General features: G+C 65.1%; 18 protein-coding genes and 1 pseudogene. 12 read left to right on the top strand and 7 right to left on the bottom strand.

What is annotated here, in order from left to right:
- Positions 1 to 7: 7 nt before the first annotated feature.
- Positions 8 to 1,033: a magnesium chelatase ATPase subunit I gene (bchI, locus tag MF134_RS18465; protein ID WP_255340959.1), complete on the bottom strand. Its 1,026-nt coding sequence runs from the start codon at positions 1,031 to 1,033 to the stop codon at positions 8 to 10.
- A gap of 203 nt (positions 1,034 to 1,236) precedes the next feature.
- Here bchI and cobM point away from each other — a divergent pair, with 203 nt between their 5' ends.
- Positions 1,237 to 2,019 carry a precorrin-4 C(11)-methyltransferase gene (cobM, locus tag MF134_RS18460; RefSeq protein WP_255340958.1) on the top strand — a complete coding sequence of 261 codons (783 nt, stop codon included), beginning with the start codon at positions 1,237 to 1,239 and terminating at the stop codon, positions 2,017 to 2,019.
- Here cobM and MF134_RS18455 read toward each other — a convergent pair whose 3' ends face one another.
- Both MF134_RS18455 and MF134_RS18450 read right to left on the bottom strand, forming a co-directional pair.
- The gene (locus MF134_RS18455; protein WP_255340957.1) at positions 2,020 to 2,793 is read right to left on the bottom strand and encodes a cobalt-precorrin-6A reductase; all 774 of its coding nucleotides are present in this window, start codon (positions 2,791 to 2,793) and stop codon (positions 2,020 to 2,022) included. It lies immediately after the preceding gene.
- Positions 2,786 to 3,895, bottom strand: coding sequence for a cobalt-precorrin-5B (C(1))-methyltransferase (locus MF134_RS18450; RefSeq protein ID WP_255340956.1), 1,110 nt, complete (start codon positions 3,893 to 3,895; stop codon positions 2,786 to 2,788). Before MF134_RS18450 ends, MF134_RS18455 begins: the two co-directional genes overlap by 8 nt.
- A 117-nt stretch (positions 3,896 to 4,012) precedes the next feature.
- On the opposite strand from MF134_RS18450, the gene MF134_RS18445 reads away from it, so the two are divergent.
- A complete protein-coding gene (locus MF134_RS18445) occupies positions 4,013 to 5,317 on the top strand; it encodes a cobyrinate a,c-diamide synthase (protein ID WP_255340955.1) in 1,305 nt (434 codons plus the stop codon).
- Positions 5,318 to 5,405: 88 nt separating this feature from the next.
- Positions 5,406 to 6,398, top strand: a complete 993-nt coding sequence (gene cbiB / locus MF134_RS18440) for an adenosylcobinamide-phosphate synthase CbiB (RefSeq protein WP_255340954.1) — start codon at positions 5,406 to 5,408, stop codon at positions 6,396 to 6,398.
- 16 nt (positions 6,399 to 6,414) lie between these two features.
- On the opposite strand, the gene MF134_RS18435 is transcribed toward cbiB, so the two are convergent.
- From MF134_RS18435 to MF134_RS18420, 4 genes are all read right to left on the bottom strand, one after another.
- Entirely contained in the window at positions 6,415 to 7,494 is a 1,080-nt protein-coding gene (locus MF134_RS18435; RefSeq protein WP_255340953.1) for a DUF2336 domain-containing protein, read from the bottom strand.
- Between the two features lie 556 nt (positions 7,495 to 8,050).
- Positions 8,051 to 8,644: a DUF1254 domain-containing protein gene (locus MF134_RS18430; RefSeq protein ID WP_255340952.1), complete on the bottom strand. Its 594-nt coding sequence runs from the start codon at positions 8,642 to 8,644 to the stop codon at positions 8,051 to 8,053.
- The gene (locus MF134_RS18425; protein ID WP_255340951.1) at positions 8,637 to 9,221 is read right to left on the bottom strand and encodes a DUF1214 domain-containing protein; all 585 of its coding nucleotides are present in this window, start codon (positions 9,219 to 9,221) and stop codon (positions 8,637 to 8,639) included. Before MF134_RS18425 ends, MF134_RS18430 begins: the two co-directional genes overlap by 8 nt.
- A 21-nt stretch (positions 9,222 to 9,242) precedes the next feature.
- On the bottom strand, positions 9,243 to 11,402 hold the full coding sequence (locus MF134_RS18420) for a transglycosylase domain-containing protein (protein ID WP_255340950.1): 2,160 nt from the start codon (positions 11,400 to 11,402) through the stop codon (positions 9,243 to 9,245).
- Between the two features lie 170 nt (positions 11,403 to 11,572).
- On the opposite strand from MF134_RS18420, the gene MF134_RS18415 reads away from it, so the two are divergent.
- The 9 genes and pseudogenes from MF134_RS18415 (at position 11,573) to MF134_RS18375 (ending at position 18,722) form a co-directional block, all read left to right on the top strand.
- Positions 11,573 to 12,028, top strand: a complete 456-nt coding sequence (locus MF134_RS18415; RefSeq protein WP_255341081.1) for a YcgN family cysteine cluster protein — start codon at positions 11,573 to 11,575, stop codon at positions 12,026 to 12,028.
- A 30-nt stretch (positions 12,029 to 12,058) separates the two neighbouring features.
- Positions 12,059 to 12,253, top strand: a pseudogene (locus tag MF134_RS18410) (IS1595 family transposase); the annotation flags it as partial.
- A 71-nt stretch (positions 12,254 to 12,324) separates the two neighbouring features.
- Positions 12,325 to 13,032 (top strand): hypothetical protein, encoded by a 708-nt coding sequence (locus MF134_RS18405; RefSeq protein WP_255340949.1) that lies wholly within the window; start codon positions 12,325 to 12,327, stop codon positions 13,030 to 13,032.
- 319 nt (positions 13,033 to 13,351) lie between these two features.
- Complete coding sequence (locus MF134_RS18400; RefSeq protein ID WP_255340948.1) at positions 13,352 to 13,642, top strand: hypothetical protein; 291 nt, start codon at positions 13,352 to 13,354, stop codon at positions 13,640 to 13,642.
- Positions 13,643 to 13,937: 295 nt separating this feature from the next.
- Positions 13,938 to 14,345 (top strand): hypothetical protein, encoded by a 408-nt coding sequence (locus MF134_RS18395; protein WP_255340947.1) that lies wholly within the window; start codon positions 13,938 to 13,940, stop codon positions 14,343 to 14,345.
- A gap of 122 nt (positions 14,346 to 14,467) precedes the next feature.
- Entirely contained in the window at positions 14,468 to 15,694 is a 1,227-nt protein-coding gene (locus MF134_RS18390) for a DNA-packaging protein (RefSeq protein ID WP_255341080.1), read from the top strand.
- Positions 15,695 to 15,743: 49 nt separating this feature from the next.
- The gene (locus tag MF134_RS18385) at positions 15,744 to 16,961 is read left to right on the top strand and encodes a phage portal protein (RefSeq protein ID WP_255340946.1); all 1,218 of its coding nucleotides are present in this window, start codon (positions 15,744 to 15,746) and stop codon (positions 16,959 to 16,961) included.
- Positions 16,945 to 17,421 (top strand): HK97 family phage prohead protease, encoded by a 477-nt coding sequence (locus MF134_RS18380; RefSeq protein WP_255340945.1) that lies wholly within the window; start codon positions 16,945 to 16,947, stop codon positions 17,419 to 17,421. Before MF134_RS18385 ends, MF134_RS18380 begins: the two co-directional genes overlap by 17 nt.
- A 56-nt stretch (positions 17,422 to 17,477) precedes the next feature.
- Positions 17,478 to 18,722 (top strand): phage major capsid protein, encoded by a 1,245-nt coding sequence (locus tag MF134_RS18375; RefSeq protein WP_255340944.1) that lies wholly within the window; start codon positions 17,478 to 17,480, stop codon positions 18,720 to 18,722.
- The last annotated feature ends 6 nt before the right edge of the window (positions 18,723 to 18,728 follow it).

Below are 18,728 nucleotides of genomic sequence, written 5' to 3'. Positions count from 1 at the left end.
CCTTTCGCTATGCGGCTTCCAGTTCGTCCACCGCCCGTGCGACGCGAGACACGGAGCCCGCCTCGTCGAGCGGATCGCGGCGCAGGCGATGGGAAAGCGCAAGCGGCGCAAGCCGGGCGAGATGGGACCAGACGACCTCCGTGTCGCCTTGGAGAGCGGCGTAGGCGCGGGCCGCACGCATCAGGGTCAGTTCGCCGCGCAGACCGTCCGTACCCAACCGTATGCACAGTTGGGCCGCCTTTTCGAGGGCAGAGTCGGGGACCACGATATCGGCGAGGCGGCTCCTGGCGGCGATGATACTGTCGCGAATGGCCGCGTTGCCCGCCTCATAGAGATCGGCGAATTTTACGGGGTCGCGCTCGAAGGCGTCACGACGTTTCACCACCTCGATCCGGGTCTTCAGATCCTCCGGCGTCGTGACCTCGACCGAAAGGCCGAACCGGTCGAGAAGCTGAGGGCGAAGCTCGCCTTCCTCCGGATTGCCGCTGCCGATCAGGACGAACCGCGCCGGATGTCGGACGCTGAGGCCCTCGCGCTCCACGACGTTTTCGCCTGACGCCGCGACGTCGAGCAGAAGATCGACGAGGTGATCCTCGAGCAGATTGATTTCGTCGATATAGAGAAATCCGCGATGGGCCTTGGCCAGAAGGCCGGGCTCGAATCGCTTCTCGCCGGCCGAGAGCGCGCGTTCCAGATCAAGGGCGCCGGCGATCCGGTCTTCCGTCGCCCCCAGCGGCAGATCGACCACGGGCACGGGCAGGACATGGGTATCCGGGCTTTCGCCCGCTGCATGCCTGGCCAGGCAGCTCTCGCAAGCCTCTTCGGGGCGGGCGGGATCGCAATGATAGGGGCAGGTGGCGGCCGTCATTTCGGGAAGCACGGCAGCCAGCGCGCGAACGGCCGTGGATTTTCCGGTGCCGCGATCGCCAAAGACGAGCACGCCGCCGACGGCCGGATCGACGGCGGCGATCTGAAGCGCCAGCTTCATGGAATCCTGGCCGACAATGGCAGCGAAGGGGAAGGCGATTTTCATAATCCGGGAGGCTACCCAGTTTCGGCTGCGATGAGAAGCCGTTACCGCTCTCCAAGAGAGCGATCCGGCCTGTCCGACGTCGCGCTGGCGGACACTTCGACCGACATCGCGGCGGTATGGCTGCTTGTGAGCTCTCCGCTTCTGTGCTCGAAAGCCGATCACTTCGACAGAATTCCATCGATGCAAGCAGGACGAAGCGGCTCATGACGGTTCATTTCATCGGCGCGGGGCCCGGCGCTCCCGATCTCATCACCGTGCGCGGACTGCGGCTGATCGAGCGCTGTCCGGTCTGCCTTTATGCCGGCTCGCTTGTGCCGCAGGAGGTGGTTGCGGCCGCGCCGGAGGGTGCCCGGGTGCTCGACACGGCGCCGATGACGCTCGACGAGATCATCGCCGAGATCGTGGCGGCCGAGGAGCGCGGCGAGGACGTGGCGCGGGTTCATTCCGGCGACCCGTCGCTCTATGGCGCGATCGCCGAGCAGATGCGGCGGCTGGACGCGCTGTCGATTCCCTACGAGATCACGCCCGGCGTGCCGGCCTTTGCGGCCGCGGCGGCGGCGCTGAAGACGGAGCTGACGGTTCCGGAGATCTGCCAGACGGTGATCCTCACGCGTACGGCGATGAAATCCTCCTCCATGCCCGAGGGCGAGGCGCTGTCGACATTGGGTCAGAGCGGCGCGACGCTGGCGATCCATCTTTCCATCCGCAACATCCCGCATATTCAGCGCGAGCTTCTCCCGCTCGAAGCCTATGGGTCGGATTGCCCGGCGATCATCGCCTATCGGGTCGGATGGCCGGACGAGGCCTTCATTCGTTCGACGCTTGGCGAGGTGCATCGCGCGGCCCGTGAGGCCAAGCTCACCCGCACCGCGCTGATCTTCGTCGGACGCGGGCTGGGCGCCAGGGACTTCATCGATTCGAAGCTTTACGATGCGGGGCACGTCCATATTCTGCGGCCGAAGCGCAAAGCTGCGCCCGCGGTTTAGTCAGGTCCTCGCTGCTGGCCGGGTTTCGAGCCGCGCCATCACCTCTTCGATGTTCGTCGCAGTCTCGCCGGGGACCGAGGACGGGCGTTCGATCATGACGACCGGAAGCCCCAGCCGGCGCGCAGCTTCGATCTTGGCGTAGGAGGCCGTGCCGCCGGAATTGCGCGAGACGAGATAGGTCACGCCGTGCCGTTCCATCAGCTCGGCTTCGTCCGGCCACTCAGGCGAAGGGCGGGTAAGCACCAGCGTCCAATGATCCGGCAGCGGCGGGTCGGGCCGCTCGATCATCCGGGCGAGCGGCCGGAGGTCCTGGCGCTTCATGAAGGGGGAGAGGTGCTGCCGGCCGAGCGCCAGAAACGGTCGCGCACCGGGAGGCAGTGCATCACGTGCCTCTGCGAGGCAGGAGACCTGGCGCCAGTCGTCGCCGGCCTTCGCGGTCCAAGGCGGACGCATGAGCTTGACGCGGCGGACGCCAGCCTCGTCGGCGGCTTTGGCGGCGTTGCGGGCGATGCCGGCGGCAAACGGATGCGTCGCGTCGATGAGGAGGTCGATGCGGTGTTCGATCAGGAAAGCGGCCAGGCCGGACGCGCCGCCGAATCCGCCGACACGGATCTCGACATCGGCCGGCATTCTCGGCGTTTCGGTTCGTCCCGCGAGAGAGAAGATGATGGATCCGGGGCCGAAGCGTTCGACGAGGGCTTCGGCGAGCCGGTTGGCGTCGGCGGTGCCGCCAAGAAGCAGGATGGACGGATCTAAAGCGGGAAGCTCAGACATGAGCCAGGAGACCTCCGGCCCGGTCGGCGACCACAATACCGACGCTGACACCTGAATCAGCGAGCACTTGCGTCGCGGCCGTCCGGGCTGCCAGGGCGACCGCCTGGGCCAGCTCGATGCCTTCTGTTTGCGCGATTTCGAGCGCTTCCTTGGCTGTGTTGGCCGCCTCGATACGGCGGCTCAGCGCTGCATCGCCGCCCTGTGCAGACGCGAGTTCGGCCAGAAACGCCAAATCCACCTGGCTCCGGCCGGAATGAAGGTCCATCGCTCCCTGTGCCAGCTTCGTCAGCTTGGCGAAGCCACCGGCGATCGTGAGTTGCTCAATCGGATGCTGGCGCAGATATTTCATCAGCCCGCCGGCGAAATCGCCCATGTCGAGATAGGCGATTTCCGGCAGGTCCGGAAACAGCGAACGGGCGAGCGATTCGCTGGCCGAGCCTGTCGAGCCGACCACGTGACGAAGGCCAGCGGCGCGGGCGACGTCGATGCCGCGATGGATCGAGTGGATCCAGGCCGAGCAGGAAAAGGGGTGGACGATTCCCGTCGTGCCGAGGATCGAGAGGCCGCCGACGATGCCGAGGCGGGGGTTCCAGGTCTGGCGGGCCAGCTCGTCGCCATGGGTGACGCCGATTTCGACGATCACATCGGCCGGTCGGCCATGAGCGGCGCAGAGGGTTTCGACCACGTCGCGCATCATCTGGCGGGGCACCGGATTGATGGCCGGCTCGCCCGGCGGGATCGGCAGGCCGGCGCGGGTCACCGTGCCGACTCCGGCGCCGGCGGTGAAGCGGAGCCCCGAGCCGACCGGGCCGAAGCGGACGGTGGAGACGATTTCCGCGCGATGGGTCACGTCCGGATCGTCGCCGGCATCCTTGACGATGGCGGCTATCGCGGTCTCGCGCGTCAGCGTTTCCCGGTTGAGGGCGAAGGTCGGCTCTTCGCCCTTAGGGAGGCGGATGGCGACGGGATCGGGGAATTCCCCCGTGAGAAGCGCCGTCAGCGCCGCCTTCGTCGCCGCTGTTGCGCAGGCGCCGGTCGTCCAGCCGCGCCTGAGCGGCCGGTCCTTCGGTTTTCTGCCTTCGGGTTCGAGGTTGTGGCCCATTGCGCGCTTATAGCCAAGTTCTGATAAGAGGACATCGCGTGACGCGATGACCGGGCGAGAAACGGGCGAGGCGACGGGTTTGAGTATGATTGCGGGTGTTGAGCACGGAGGGCGCGTTTGGCCGGCCTGATGATTGCAGCACCGGCCTCCGGCACCGGCAAGACGACCGTGACGCTTGCCCTGATCGCGGCCCTGCGCGCCAGCGGGCGCCGCGTTCGGTCGGCCAAGGCCGGGCCGGATTATATCGACCCGGCGTTTCATGCAGCGGCCAGCGGTGAACCCTGCATCAATCTCGATGCCTTCGCCATGCGGCCGGAACTCCTCGAAGCGTTGGGGGCGGAGCAGGCGCGAGGCGCGGACGCCTTCATCGTCGAGGCGATGATGGGCCTGTTCGACGGCGCGGCCGACGGGACCGGTTCGGCCGCCGACCTCGCCGCCCGGCTCGGCTTGAACATCGCATTGGTGGTCGATTGCGCGCGGCAGTCCCATTCGGTCGCGGCCCTCGTCTCGGGGTTTCACAGCTTTCGTGCCGATACGCGTGTCGCCGGGTTGATCCTGAACCGCGTGGGCTCGCCGCGCCATGGGGCGATGCTGCGCAATGCGCTTGAACCGCTCGGCATCCCGATTCTGGCAATTCTGCCGCGCCGCGACGAACTCGCCTTGCCGGAGCGGCATCTCGGTCTCGTTCAGGCTGGAGAGCATCGCGACCTTTCCGCTTTCCTGGAGACGGCGGCCCGATGGATGACGGAGAATGCCGAACTCGACGGGCTCGCCGCGCTCGGGGCACCGGGATCGGGCCAGGAAAGCCCGGGCGTTCGCATGCTCCGGCCACTGGGGCAGCGGATCGCCATCGCCCGGGACGCGGCCTTCGCATTTGCCTATCCGCACATGCTCAAGGGCTGGGCGGAGCAGGGCGCCGAATTGTCCTTCTTTTCGCCGCTTGCCGACGAAGCGCCAACGAGGGAAGCCGACGCGATCTTCCTGCCGGGCGGCTATCCGGAGCTTCATGGTGGAAGCCTCGCTGCGGCGGGAAAGTTCAAGGCCGGGATGCGAACGGCGGCGGAGCGGGGCGTGCTGATCTACGGTGAGTGTGGCGGCTACATGGTGCTTGGCGAAGAGCTCGTGGATGCCGCGGGCGAGGCCCACGCGATGACCGGGCTTCTGCCGCTCGTCACGAGCTTTGCCGAAAGGCGGCTCCATCTCGGTTATCGCCGGCTTCGGCCGTTGGCAGGAGCGCCCTTCGAGGGAGAGTTGATGGGGCACGAGTTCCATTATTCAGTCACTCTGCGCGAGGCGGCCGAGGATACAGGCGTTTCGTCGCTTTTCGCTGCACGGGACGCGTTGGGGACGGATCTGGGTGTGACCGGGCTCAGGCGGGGCTCGGTCATGGGCTCGTTCTGCCATGTGATCGATCGGCGATGAGCAAGGATTTCGACAAGCCGGGCCTCCGACTTCAGGCGGGGACCGGCCGGCTTGGCCGCGTATGCTCCGAACGGTTGGAGACCATCTGATGGAACGCCTGGGGATTCTGTTGACCGGATTGATCCTCGATCGTCTGGTGGGCGATCCGCCGGCGCTGTGGAAGCGCGTGTCCCATCCCGTCGTCGTGATCGGCTGGGCGATGGACGGACTCGACCGGCGGCTCAACCGACCGGACTTCACGCCGGAGACGCGCCGGCGCGCCGGTTTCTTCGCGCTTGGCCTCTTGCTTCTGGGCGCGCTTATCCTCGGCAATTTTGTCGCGGCGCTTGCCGACGCCTTCGGCTTTGTCGGCATGGTGGTCGAGGCGCTGATTGTGGCGGTGTTTCTGGCGCAGAAGAGTCTGGTCGATCATGTCCGGGCGGTGGCGACGGCGCTTCGCACGGGTGGGCTGCCGGCGGGTCGTCAGGCAGTGTCGCAGATCGTCGGGCGGGATCCGGAAGGGCTCGATGCGTCCGGTGTCGTTCGAGCCGCGCTCGAAAGTCTGGCCGAGAACGCCTCGGACGGCGTGATTGCGCCAGTTCTCTGGTATCTCGTCTTCGGTTTGCCGGGGCTTCTCGCCTACAAGGTCGTGAACACGGCCGATTCGATGATCGGCCATATGAACTCGCGCTACAGCGATTTCGGCTATGCTTCGGCGAAGCTCGACGATCTCATGAATTTCATCCCGGCGCGCGCGACCGCGGTTCTGTTCGCGGCCGCATCGACGCTGGTGCGGATCATGGGGCAGGGGCGCCCGCCGGGCTTTCGGGAAACGATGGCCGTGTCGCGGCGGGATGCACCGAAGCATCGCTCGCCCAATGCCGGATGGCCCGAGGTGGCGATGGCCGTCGGGCTCGACGTGTCGCTCGGCGGTCCACGCCGTTATGGTGAGTTGATCGTCGACGCGCCGCTCCTGAACCCGGCTGGTCGCCGTGACCTGACACCGGACGATCTCGACCGGGCGATCGCGGCCTTCGATCGGGCGATGGCGATCGTGACCGCACTCATTGCCCTGGCCATGATTCTCGCCATCCAGAGCTGATCCGGTCCGAAGCGATTCAGCCGTTGCCGAGGCGCTTGCCAGAACCGGGCGCAGCCGAGCGCCGCCCGAAGGAGACAGCGCGCGGCGGAGCGGCGGGCTCCCGCCGTCTTGCCTCCATGAATTGGGACTGGTGTTGCGCGCCAGTCGATCTGCCGGAGGCGGTGCTGGCCGGTGAAGCGGTTGCGGGAAGGCCGAGGCGGGTTCGGCACTCGGCGACCGTCATCGTTGCGAACTCCTCCCGCAAGCGTTCGAACGCCTTATAGTCGTGGCCGACCGGGTGGCAGAGAAGCATGATGATGGTCATGGCATCTGCCTCTGGGAGGTCGAGCGCCTTCAGCGCTTCGGCCAGTCTACGGCCATCGCCATCGGCTTCGATCAATGTCGCGGTCGCGGGAGCGAGACCCAGCGAGTCGACCAATAGCTGACAGACGGCGGCACGGTTCCCGCTTCTGGCTTGCCCCAGGAACATCTCGGCGTTGATCGGTCCGTGGGCTTTCGGTGCCAGAGCTTGTGGCTCGTGTGCCCTAGGGTCGTGCATCTCCGGGGCTGGCGCCTTTGGCAATTCCGGTCGAGAGACCGGCCGGCGGGTGGAGCGGGCCGCCAAGGCCCGCAGCGCGTCTCTTGCCGCCGCAGCACTTTCCAGCGGTGCCTGCGAGGAGCCCGACTGGGCCTTTCTCGAGGAAGCCTCCGGCAGCGGTGTCGTGGCCACGGGCGTCTGATTTTCTGGCGGCGATGCCATGTCGGATGGGTGGGTCTGCAGGTGCCCGTCCAGCTTGGCGGCGGAACGTTCCAGATCGTCCGCCGTCAGGCAGGGGCTGCTCAGGAGAAACGGCGCCGCGATCTCGGCCGGTTCGGCGAGGATGCGTTCGACGATCGGACGGGGCACTTGCGGCGAGCGGGAGAGCGTGACGACGATCGCGCGCTTGGCGGAATGGCCGAGCTTGTCCCAGAGCGGGGAGACCAGACGGGAGAGATCGGCCATATGCGCCGGGGTCGGCCGGCGAAGCTCGGCGAAGCTCGTGACGGCGGCCAGCATGATCGTATCGAAGCCGCTGCGGTCCCCACGATTCTCAAGCGTTCGGAAGATGCGCGGCATTCAGTCGGTCCATCCGGCTGCGAGGCTCGGAGCCAGACCGGAGACGCCAGACCGATATCATCCGAGCCGTTCGGCTTCCGGTTGTGATACATTCGGCACACTAGCGGCCCGGTTGGCTTCACGAGCACGTGAATTCGACGGCTATGGATAGGTTTACGAAAGATTTCTTAGCAAGCTGTTAACTCTCCTCGGTTGTCGTCAGCCAGACGCGAAGCAACAGGCTCTCGCCGGGGATTGATGAAAATGGTCAGGGGGCAGGACCATGGGAGTTGTGTTGCAGTTCGAGTTGCAATCGCACCGGATGCGAAGACCGTCGCCATCGGCAGAAGAGGCCGACGGTGCGGAGATCGTGATCCTGCCGTGCGTGCGTTACGAGACGATCGAAGCCGCTGGGCGGTCGCGTCGGGGAGATCAGCCGCGCTTGTCTGCCCGACGATCGGCGGCTTCGGAATTCAACCGCTCGGACGACATCGATCTCGCTGCAGGGTGATCGATCGCCCGGGTTTTGTTCGCGGCCGGCTCCACGGGTCCTTGCGGCTCGATGAGCCGAAGGCGTCTATCGGCCGGCGAGTTCTTCGGCCGCTTCGCATTGCACCGACTGGATGAAGGAGTCGACGAAGGGCCGTTTGCTCTCTTCGTCGACGAGGGCGCGAATGGTCATGTAGCCTTCGACCGTCTCGACCTCGACCGGGATGCGGCTGCCTCCCGTTTCGTTCTCTGCCTCGGCATCGACGATCTGGTCGCGGGTGCCGACGAGAAGGTCCACGATACCGTCGATCGCTGCCCGGTCGTTGATACTGTAGAGATTGTCACCCTGGCGATTGTAGATCGAGGCCGACCAGAAGGTGATGTTGCGCTCGCGGGCATAGATGCGAACCGGACCGCGTTCGAGCGAAAAGCGGCAACCGGCAGTAATGAAGGCGGGATCGACGAAGGCGAAGTCGCCGACCGGCGCATCCGTCGAGGCAGAGACCGTGCCGGGTTCGCTTTCGAGCGGCTGGACACGGACGAGGGCGTAGGGCTCGCCGAGATCGGCAAGTCGGCTCCAGGCATTGCGCTCGGCAACCGAGGGCATGGCGAAGATCACGGCAATATGGACGAGCCCCGCCCCGACGAGACCGATGAGAAGCGACAGAACCAGCTTACCCATCGAGGCAGCCTTTCCGCACGAGGCTCGGCAGTCTCAGGCTCGCGGCACCGCTGGCCGAACTGACAGGCGTGTCGTAGAGCGAAAGCGTCAGCACCAGCGGGCCCTCGCCCTGGGTGGCGAGCCAGTTGCCGGCTCGCGCTCTCGGGCCGACGGCAATGGCGAAGGAATTGTCCTCCTCGCGCATCAGATTGTTCGAGGTCAGCCAGCCCGGCTGCCCGCTGGGCGGACGCACGAGCCGGCCGTCCGGCGTAAAGGGAACCAGGGTGAAGACGCGGGCAGGCGGCGTCGTTCCTTCGATGAGATAGCTGCATTCGCGCCGGAGTGGCTGGCCGTTGTCATCCTCTTCGGCCCGAAACAGGACGCCCTCTCCAATGCCGAGGGTAAGGTTGCCGACCTTGGCCAGCCGGGCCTTGGAATAGGGGTCGGCATCGGGCGCGCCGGCGAAGGGATTGGCGACCCAGGCACCGACACTCACCGTGCCGATCTCACTCGACTCGCGAACCGCCCAGGCGGCCGTCCACCCTCCAAGATAGAGCGCCGTGGCAACGGCGATGATGACCAGAATCGTGAAACGCATGACGTCGACCCGATCGCAGGCTTATCGTGACCGGCTGGGCGGTCCGCCCGTGAGGGACGTGTCGGCCGAGGCGACTTGCGAGGGATCGAGCGGAGACAGATCTTCCAACCGTTTCGCGATGTCGGAAAGGACCTCCTGCGTTCTGCGATTCAGGGATTCGGGGGCCGGCGGCCCCTCGCCATTTCCTTCACTGGCGGCGACATTGCCGCTCGAATCGGGGAAGGGGTTGTCGATATAGGGGATCGGTTTCAGGTCGATGTTCTTGTGGGCCGCTTCCATGAAACGCTGCCAGGTCATGGCCGGGAGCGAACCGCCGGTCAGCTTGTTGGTCGGGCCGAAACTGTCGTTGCCGAACCAGACCGCGCCGACATAATTGCCGGTGAAGCCGACGAACCAGCCGTCGCGATAGGACTGGGTCGTGCCCGTCTTGCCGCCGACCTTCGTCATGGGAAGCTGGGCGCGCCTTGCCGTCCCTGCCTCGGTCACGCTGACCAGCATCTCGTTCATCGACTTGGTGGCTTCCTCGCTCAAGACGCGTTTTTGCGGCGGCATGTCCCGGCGGGCGTCCCACACGACATTGCCCTGGGCGTCGAGGAGTTGCTGGGTCGCGTGGCGGTTCGAGCTCAGGCCGCCATTGGCGAACACGGTGTAGGCCGTCGCCTGATCAAGGACCGTGACCTCGCTGGTGCCGAGCGCCATCGTCTTGTCGCCTCTAAGCGGCGACTCGACGCCCATCGCCTTCGCCATTTCGACCGTATTCTCGAAACCGACCTTCTGATAGAGGCGCACCGCCGGCACGTTGAGGGAACGCCGCAGGGCGTTCGACAGCGTTACCCGGCCGGAGAAGGAGCGGCCGTAGTTCTGCGGCGACCAGCGGCCGATGGTGATCGGCGAGTCGAGGATCGTGTCGGACGGCTTCATGCCCTGCTGCATCGCCGTGGCGTAAACATAGACCTTGAAGGACGAGCCGGGTTGGCGCAGCGCGTTGGTGGCGCGATTGAACTGCGAGACACCGTAATCCCGTCCGCCGACAATCGCGCGCACGCTGCCGTCGGACGACAGCACGACCATCGCACCCTCGCCGACATTGTAGGTCTTGCCGAACTGGCGAAGATGGTACTCGATCGATTCGTCGGCGAGTTTCTGGAGTTCCAGGTCAATCGTCGTGCGGGCCGTGAGATTGCGTGTCTTGATCCCCGCTTCCCTGGCGATGCGCTGAACGTCCTCGAAGGCGAAGTCGAGGAAATAATCCGGCGACTGGGTCACCGAGCGGTCGACGGCGACCGCCGGATTGCGCCGCGCGGCGATGACCTGGCCCTCGGTCGCGAAATTCGCCTGGACCATGTTGGTCAGGACTTCGTTGGCGCGGGCACGGGCCGCAGGAAGATTGATGTGGGGGGCGTATTTGGCCGGCGCCTTGAAGAGGCCCGCAAGCATCGCGGCTTCGGACAGGGAGACGTCGCGGATGTTCTTGCCGAAATAGAACTCGGCCGCTGCGGGTGCGCCGAAACTGCCGCCGCCCATATAGGCGCGGTCGAGATACATCGCGAGGATCTCGCGCTTCGTCAGATGCGATTCCAGCCAGAGCGACAGGAAGGCTTCCTTAATCTTGCGGTCGAGCGTGCGCTCATTGGACAGGAACAGGTTCTTGGCGAGCTGCTGGGTCAGGGTCGAACCACCCTGGACCACGCCGCCGGCGCGCGCATTCTCGGTCATGGCCCGCACGAGACCGAAGAAATCGATGCCGAAATGGTCGAAGAAGCGGCGATCCTCGGTAGCGAGCACCGCCTTGATGAAATGGTCAGGCAGTTCGTCGATCGGAACGGCCGCCGCCCGCAGGATGCCGCGTCGGCCGATCTCCTCGCCATGCCGGTCGAGGAACGAAACCGAGTATTCCGATTCCTGCGGCAGACCGTCGCGCGTCACCTCGATTGCCGGCTGGGCGAGCGCGAGGAGCAGGACGAAGCCGGCGAGACCAAGCGTCAGCCCCTCGCAGGAGAGTTCCACCAGAACCCGGTTGAAGCCGCGGGCCCGGAACCGGCGGGAAAAGATCGTGACGCTTTCCCACCAGGCGGAAAACGAATGAAACGCGCGCCAGATGCTGGAGTCGATCCACGCATCGACCTCGATCAGCCGCGATGGCTGCCTGCGCTTGCGAAGGGGTTTCGATTCGTCCTGCACGGTCCAGCCTGTTCTCGTGGCCCGCGCCGCCCTCTCAGGTGCCTAGCGTCGAGCCGCATTCGTCCCTTGCGTGCCGTCTTGTACCATCCTAGGTCAGAGAGCGCGCGGGTTATAGAACGACGCCGTGGAAAAATCTTGAAGAATCACGACACTGTTTCTTGATGTCCGAAATTTCCGACCCGCCCTTCTGGAAGGTGAAATCGCTCGAAGAGCTGTCCGCCAGCGAGTGGGAAGCGCTCTGCGACGGATGCGGGCGCTGCTGCCTGAACAAGCTGGAAGACTGGGACACGGGCGAAATCGCCTGGACGAACGTCGCCTGCCGGCTGCTCGACGACGACAAGTGCTCCTGCCGGCAGTACGAGACTCGCCAGGAGGTGGTTCCCGACTGCGTCGGCCTGACGCCCGAGACGGTTCGCAGCCTCACCTGGCTCCCGCCGACCTGCGCCTATCGCCTCGTTGCCGAAGAGCGTGATCTCTATTGGTGGCATTATCTCGTCTCCGGCGACCGGGAGACGGTGCATCAGGCCGGAATCTCCGTGAAGGGTCGTACGGTCAGCGAAGAGGGCATGCCGCTCGAGGAGTTCGAAGACCATATCGTCGAGTGGCCGGAGGAGGAGCCGGCTTGACTACGCGCTTTCGCGGCCATTGTGCGAAACAAGCGCGGCATGACGGGCGGCTATCACCACTGCGAGGAAGCCCATACCCACCGCTATCTCGCGGAATTCGATTTCCGCTATAACCACCGCGTCAAGCTGGGCGTCACCGATATCCAGCGCCGCGATGCTGCCCTTCCTGGTATCGAAGGCAAGCGCCTTACCTATCGGCGGCCTGACGAAAGCGCACACGCCTAAGCAGAAGACGCGCAAAATTTTGCGATTAAAGCGAAAAAATCAGGACGACATGGAACGCTGATGCTGCCAATATGATGCAGACACCAGCCAATATGAACCAACCTGGAAGCATGTTCGGGCTCAACCTTGAGACAATCAACTCTTGGGTAAATGGTATTTACCTAAGCTCTGTGGCCATTGCGGCCGTGTGCAGCGTCCTCATCTTTGCGGTCTCCGCAAAGATCTCAGCTGAGAAGGACCGGCAGATCGCAGAATTCAGGACTGCCGCGCAGGCTGAGATATCGTCTGCGCAAGAAGCCGCTGCGGTTGCTGGGGCACGCGCGGCAGAGGCCAACGAGCGATCCGCAATTCTTGAGAAAGAAGCAAAATTTGCGCAGCTAGAGGCAGAGAGAATCAAAAAATCTGTTGCTTGGAGAGCCTTGACGGCGAATCAAGTTAGAAGTCTATCTTCATCCCTCAAAATTAACACAGGGTCGGTGAACTTGCGATTCATGGATGGAGACCCTGAAGCTCTTTACTTTGCCTTACAAATTGGAAGGGTTCTTAACGATTCTGGGTGGAACGTTGCGATGGGGTCAACGAAACCGGGAAACTTCCTTGCGTTTGGTATATGGGTCTCGCAGGAAACACACTTGGCAAGGGCTTTGGCCGCCGCCGATATTCCATTCACTCCAAAAAACTTACCCCCGCAAACTTCTGTTTCACATTCTAATCTTCAGACGATCCAAGGGGCCCCATTTTTTTTCGTTGGCTCCCGGCGACCTCTCGCTTTTCAATAGCTGACTTCTCTTTGTCACCACTCTTTGGCTGCGGTGGCGTTTCCAGCATCCGCTTTAAAACTTCGTCGCGCCGCTCATCATCCCTCCAGGAGCCATCTTTGTCGGACCCGTTAGATTTTGATGAGATCATGTTCTTCGCGTCTGTCGGCCGACCAACAGTTGCACGGGGCACTTAGAATCCGGGCTCGATATGATGGTTGGCATAATCCACCAAGTCGGCGGGGCTTACATGGAGCCAGAACGCCCGTGAGCTCTTAAGTGTAAGCTCGGCTATTTAAAGAGGTTCTTTCGTTCTCTCAACATGCCAGATGACGGCGCCTTGAACTATGAACGCCTGTTCAGCGAAATTAGGGCTCAATCCGAAACCCGGCACGACATTGTGCACGGCATCCTTCTCAAGCGCGCCGAGGGCGCAGACAGTCACCAACTAATCCGTTTCCTACATGGCGGCATGAATCTAAATCAAAAAGAGATAAATATAACTACGCGAACAATCTTAAGTGCCGCAAAAGATGCAGAGGAACTGGCAGGCCGCGTATTTAAATGGGTAAACGAAGCCTCTCTTGGAATTGCAGAATTTTTTGAATCAAACGATAAGAAAACGCGGTAGACAGCTCGTCGCGATCCTCTCACTCAGGAAGCATCCTTGCGACTTCTGCCGCAAGCTCACCCTGCGCTTCATCGATTTGAAGTGCGCCTTCACTCTCCGGCCTGTCATGCTAGCCAACCATCGAATCACTCATGCTTTGTCACGTATATAATTGGGAAAATATGCCTTGACTGCGTCGCGGTCTTCGGATAGGGTTCAGGCATAGTCGAAAAATTGTCGGCGGCACGGAGTTCTCCGGGCCGCTTTTTTCATGTCTGGCGGCCGCGGTCTTCGGATCGCAGTGGGGCGCTTGTGCATGAAGGCGTTCGGGGGTCAGATGGCGGCGCTCTTGTCGGACCGGCTTTTCACCTTTCTGGAAAAGGAAATCGCGCATCTGGAATTGCAGCAGGTTGGAGACTTTCATCCTATCGAGGGCGTGTCGCGGCCGAAGGCCGGGCTGAAGGAGCGCGCTGATGCGCTGATCCTGCTCACCCGCGCTCTGGAAAAGCTCTTGGAACTCCGGCGCCAGGAGGGCGAGACGGACGAGGGCAGCGAAGCGGAGACGCTACGCTTGCGCGACGAATTGCTGGTACGGCTCAAGCAACTCGATGCGCGGCGAAAGGAGCGCGGCGGTCTGTTCGGCGGGAATACCGCTGATGGCAAGGCTCCGGCCCGGCGGCGGTCGCGGACGGCCCCGACGGCTGGTCGGACACGGCGCGGATGACGACGAAACAGGGGATGGAAGAGGATTCGGGCGGGATATGTCCGGCGGAGAGGCTGAGCGACGCCGAATTCTGGAAGCAAGCGGGTGAAATCGTCGGGCAGTATGAGGCGTCGGTGCTGGCCATGGCTTCGCCGCCCTGGACGGCGCTGGCGCGGCCGGCACAGCTTCCGCCCGCGGGAGACTGGCGGCAATGGCTGATCATCGGCGGGCGCGGCTCCGGCAAGACGCGCGCCGGGGCGGAGTGGGTGAAGGCCATGGTGGCGGGGGAGGCGCCGTTCGCCACCCGGCCGCACGGGCGCGTCGGCCTGATCGCGGAGACCCTGGCCGATGCCCGGGAAGTCATGATCGACGGCGAAAGCGGGCTTCTGGCGGTCTCGCGCAGTCTCAAGCCGGTTTTCGAGGCGAGCCGGCGGCGGTTGGTGTTTTCCAACGGTGCGATTGCCCAGATCTTTTCGTCGGAAGACCCCGATGCGCTGCGCGGCTATCAGTTCGATCTCGCTTGGGGCGACGAACTGGCGAAATGGGTGCATGGCGAGGCCTGCTACGACAATCTGCAATTCGGGCTGCGGCTGGGCGAACGGCCGCGCGTGCTGTTCACCACGACGCCGCGGCCGATCCCGCTCTTGAAGCGGTTGATGGACGATCCGGCGACGGTCACGGCGCATATGCGCACCGAGGAGAACGCCGCCCATCTGGCGCCCGGCTTCATGGCCGCCATGCGGGAACGATATGGCGGGACGCGGCTCGGGCGGCAGGAACTCGACGGGGTGATCCTCTCGGCGCGCCAGGACGCGCTGTTCGACCTGGAGCTCATCGAGCGGCATCGCTGCGACGCGGCCCCCGAGCTTCGCCGGATCGTGGTGGCGATCGATCCGCCGGCGAGCGCCACCAGGCGCTCGGACGCCTGCGGCATCGTCGCGGCGGGCCGCGACGGCGAAGGGACCATCTTCGTTCTCGCGGACCGGAGCCGACAGCGCGCGAAGCCGCATGAATGGGCGAGCGCGGCGGTCGCGCTCCATGACGAACTCGAAGCCGACCGGATCGTCGCCGAGGTGAACCAGGGCGGCGACATGGTGGAAGCGGTGCTCAGGGCCGCAGCGTCCACGATCCCGTTTCAGGCGGTGCGGGCAAGCCGGGGGAAGTGGGTGCGGGCGGAGCCCGTCGCCGCCCTCTATCAGCAGGGTCGGGTGCGCCATGCTGGCCGGTTTCCCGAACTCGAAGACGAGATGGCGGATTTCGGTCCGGATGGTTTGAGCGGCGGGCGATCGCCCGACCGGCTGGACGCGCTGGTCTGGGCCGTGACGGCGCTTTCCGGGCGCGGCGAGGAACCCCGCATTCGCGGGCTTTAGCGAGACTGGCGGTCGTGGCCGCCTTCTTCACGACAATCAGGAGACACGCATGGGATTGGTGCGATCCATCGCCGGCTGGCTCGGCGGCGGGCCAGCGCGGCTGCCCGCTTCTTCGAGCGTGGCCCGACCGGACGAGCAGAAATCCATGGGGACGGTGGCCGGTGCTCTGGTCTTCACGGGAGCCGGCGACGGCACCTGGACGCAGCGCTCCTATTCGGCGCTCTCGCGCTCGGGCTTCATGCGCAACCCGATCGTCTATCGCTCGGTCCGGCTGATCAGCGAGGCGGCGGCGGCGATTCCGCTGCTTCTCTACGAGGAGGAGAAGGAAGTCGCCGATCATCCGCTTCTCGATCTCATGCGGCAACCGAACCCGACGAGCGACGGTGCGGCCTTCATCGAGACGGTCTGCGGCCACCTGCTCCTCTCCGGCGAGGCCTATGTCGAAGCGGTCGTGCTGGAGGGGGCGCTCAAGGCTCTCCACGTCTTGCGCCCCGACCGGGTGCGGGTGATCGAGGACCCTGACGGCTGGCCGGAGGCCTATGAGTATCGGGTCGGGGCGGCCCTTCGGCGCATCCCGGCCGAGGCGGCCGGCGACGCGCCGGCAAGGCTGCTGGCGCTCAAACTGTTTCACCCGCTGGCCGACCATGAGGGCTATCCGCCGCTCGCCGCGGCACAGACGGCGCTCGACCTGCACAATTCGGCGGCGCTCTGGAACAAGGCGCTGCTCGACAATTCGGCGCGGCCGTCCGGCGCGCTGATCTACAAGACCGAGGGCGGCGGGAATCTCTCGCCCGATCAGTTCGACCGGCTGAAGACCGAGCTCGAGACAGGCTATTCCGGGGCGGCACGCGCAGGCAGACCCCTTCTGCTCGAAGGGGGCCTGGACTGGAAGGCGATGGCCCTTTCGCCGAAGGATATGGACTTCGTCGAAGCCCGCAATGGCGCGGCGCGCGACATCGCGCTCGCCTTCGGCGTGCCGCCCATGCTGCTCGGGATTCCGGGCGATGCGACCTACAGCAATTACCAGGAGGCGAACCGGGCGCTCTACCGGCTGACGGTCCTGCCGATGATCAAGCGCATCATCGGCCCCTTGGGCGACTGGTTGGCGGCCCACGCGGGTTCTCCCAAACTGAAGCTTTCCATCGATCTCGACCAGGTCGAGGGGCTGAGCGCCGAACGCGAGGCACTGTGGGCGCGGGTCGGTGCGGCAGATTTCCTGACACGGGACGAGAAGCGGGAGGCGGTGGGTTATGGCGTCCAGCGTTGATCTGCCCTCTCGCTTCACCGGCTATGCCGCGATCTTCGGAACGCCGGACCTGTCCGGCGACACGATCGAACCCGGCGCCTTCGCCGCTTCGCTGATGAGGCGCCGGGCAGGGGATATCCGCATGCTGTGGCAGCATGATCCCGGTCGTCCGATTGGCCGCTGGCTCGACATCGCCGAGGACCGGACGGGGCTGAAGGTGCACGGCGCATTCGCTCTCGACACCCAGGGCGGGCGCGAGGCGGCCGCGCTGGTCGCGGCCGGGGCGCTGGACGGCCTGTCCATCGGGTTTCGCACCCGGCTTGCGCGGCGCGGCCAGGGCAGGGCGGCCCGGCGCCTCGTCACCGTCGATTTGTGGGAGGTCTCGCTCGTGACCTTTCCGATGCAGGAGCGCGCCCGGATCACGCCCGGGGCGGTGCGGGCCCGGCTTCCCCGGTCTGCCGGCCGGCTCGCGGCAGCCTGAAGGCCGAGCGGGCCGGCTTTCGAGCAATTCAGATCTTTCCAATCAGGAGATATGACATGGACGACAACGCCATCGGGTTCGAGACGAAGACGATCGAGCCGGAAGCCGCCGGGCTGCACGACGAGATGATGCGCACCTTCGAGAGCTTTCGCGAGGCGAACGATGCGCGGCTTGCCGAACTCGAACAGCGCATGCAGTCCGACGTCGTCAGCCGCGACAAGGTGGACCGGATCGCCGAAGCGCTGGACAGCCAGAACCGGCGGATCGAGCGGCTGACCCTGAAAGAGATGCGCCCGGCGCTGGGCGGCGGCGAGCGGCGCGGCCAGCCTTTCAGCGAGCACAAGAGCGCCTTCGAGCGCTATGTTCGGGGCGGAGACGAAGGGCCGCTGCGGCGCTTCGAGGAAAAGGCGATGTCGAGCCTCACCGGGGCCGATGGCGGCTTCCTGGTGCCCGACGAGACCGAGACTGAAATCGGCCGCCGGCTGACGGCGGTCTCGCCGATCCGCTCGATCGCGACGGTGCGGACTGTCTCGACCGCGGTTCTGAAGAAGCCGTTTGCCATCTCCGGCGCGCAGACCGGCTGGGTGACGGAGACCGCGGCGCGACCGCAGACCACTGCGCCGCAGCTTGCCGAACTCTCCTTCCCGACGATGGAACTCTACGCCATGCCGGCGGCGACGGCGGCCCTTCTCGACGACGCGGCAGTCGATATCGATCGCTGGATCGGCGAGGAGGTGGAGCAGGCCTTCGCCGCCCAGGAGGGCGCGGCCTTCGTCACCGGCGACGGGTCGAGCAAGCCCCGGGGGTTCATGACCTATCCGACCGTCGACGAGGCGAGTTGGGCCTGGGGTTCGGTGGGCACCGTGTCGACCGGGACCGACGGGGCCTTTTCCACCGGCGAGGCTGCCGATGCCCTGGTGGACCTCGTCTATGCGCTGAAGGCGGGCTACCGCCAGAATGCGAGCTTCGTCATGAACCGCCGGACGCAGGCCACGGTGCGCAAGCTGAAGGACACCGACGGCAATTATCTCTGGCAGCCGCCGGCCTCGGCCGGCGCGCGGGCGACGCTGATGGGCTTCCCGCTGGTCGAGGCCGAGGACATGCCCGATATCGCCACCGGAGCGCATGCGATCGCCTTTGGCGACTTCGCCCGCTTCTATCTCGTGGTCGACCGCCAGGGGGTGCGGGTGCTGCGCGATCCGTATTCGGCGAAACCCTACGTCCTCTTCTACACGACCAAGCGCGTGGGCGGCGGCATCCAGGATTTCGACGCGGCGAAGTTCCTCGACTTCTCCGCCTGATCCGCG

Origin of the sequence: Jiella marina, assembly GCF_024359545.1 — a bacterium.
Taxonomy (GTDB): Bacteria; Pseudomonadota; Alphaproteobacteria; order Rhizobiales; family Rhizobiaceae; genus Jiella.
The sequence above is the reverse complement of the archived record's forward strand: the minus strand, read 5'-3'. Positions and strand labels throughout refer to the sequence as shown.